General features: G+C 68.4%; 1 protein-coding gene. It reads left to right on the top strand.

Annotation, left to right across the window (positions count from 1 at the left end; genetic code table 11):
- Nucleotides 1–376: 376 nt before the first annotated feature.
- Nucleotides 377–1,453: an IS110 family transposase gene (locus KBX63_RS34815; protein ID WP_210918673.1), complete on the top strand. Its 1,077-nt coding sequence runs from the start codon at nt 377–379 to the stop codon at nt 1,451–1,453.
- The last annotated feature ends 22 nt before the right edge of the window (nt 1,454–1,475 follow it).

Raw genomic sequence — 1,475 nt, 5'->3', positions numbered from 1 at the left:
ATCCGCACCGGCACCGGACCGCAGGTCATGGCCGTCCTACGCAACGCCGCCATCGGCGCCCTACGCCTGACCGGCGTCACCAACATCGCCGCCGCCAACCGGCATCACGCCCGCGACAGCACCCGCACGCTGGCACTACTCGGCATCACCTGACGACAGAGATGATGTTTGTGAGCGCCTCCCGGCGGGGTCTGACCCACCTGACGACTGACTTCGGGTCCTTCAAAGATTTGTCGGCCCTGGCCGGGAGGCGCTCGTGCACGCACCGGACGTGGCGTTGTGACTTCATAGGAGCCTGGCCAAAGGCCCCATCTCTGTCTTGTCCGCGTTGCCCGGCTGGTGCGCGCCGCCCTGCCCCACTGCGACGAGCGACAGGATGACGATGTCTCCCATTACACCTGACGAAGCTGAGATCGAGGTCGTGGGTGGGGTCGACACTCACCAGGACACCCACACCGCAGCGGTCATCGACCTGGTCGGGCGGGTGCTGGGCACCGAGCAGTTCCCCGCGACGGCGTCCGGCTACGCCGCCCTGCTGGCCTGGATGCACGGACACGGCCGGCTGAGCCGGGTCGGAGTCGAGGGCACCGGCGCCTACGGCGCGGGACTGGTCCGCCTGCTGCGTGACGAGCAGATGCAGGTGATCGAGGTCGATCGGCCGGACCGCAAGACCCGCCGGTTCCAGGGCAAGTCCGATCCGATCGATGCGATTCAGGCCGCCCGGGCCGCGCTGGCAGGCGAACGCACCGGCACCCCCAAGCAGCGCGACGGCCGGGTCGAGGCCCTGCGCAACCTGCGGGTGGCCCGACGCAGCGCCGTCGACCAGCGCGCCGAGACTCAACGGCAGATGAAGGCCCTGATCGTCACCGCCCCCGACGAACTACGCGCCCAGCTGCGCGGCCTGAACATCACGAAACTGATCGCCACCTGCGCGAATCTGCAACCCGACCAAGGCGACGCGGCCACCCCAGCCGTCGCCGTCGCCGTCGCGCTTCGCTCGATGGCCCGCCGCCACCAGCACCTAACCACCGAGATCGCCAGCCTCGAAGAACTACTCGAACCACTGGTCGCCGCCATCAACCCGGCCCTGCTGGCCGCGAACGGCGTCGGACCCGACGTCGCCGGGCAACTGTTGGTCAGCGCTGGCGAGAACCACGACCGGCTCGCATCCGAAGCCGCGTTCGCCATGCTCTGCGGGGCCGCTCCGATCCCGGCCAGCTCCGGCAAGACCACCCGGCACCGGCTCAACCGCGGCGGCGACAGACAGGCCAACGCCGCGCTCTACCGCGTCGTACTCGTCCGGCTGCGATGGGACCCACGCACCCGCGACTACATGCAGCGACGCACCAGGGAAGGCATGTCCAAGAAAGAGATCATCCGCTGCCTCAAGCGCTACGTCGCCCGCGAGCTCTACCAGCTCATCACAGCAAACGATCTTCAACTCGCGGCTTGACATCTATAGGAGCATCTTTGCC

The sequence above is a fragment of the Micromonospora sp. U21 genome, from assembly GCF_018070045.1.
In the GTDB taxonomy this organism is placed as follows: domain Bacteria; phylum Actinomycetota; class Actinomycetes; order Mycobacteriales; family Micromonosporaceae; genus Micromonospora.
The sequence above is the reverse complement of the archived record's forward strand: the minus strand, read 5'-3'. Positions and strand labels throughout refer to the sequence as shown.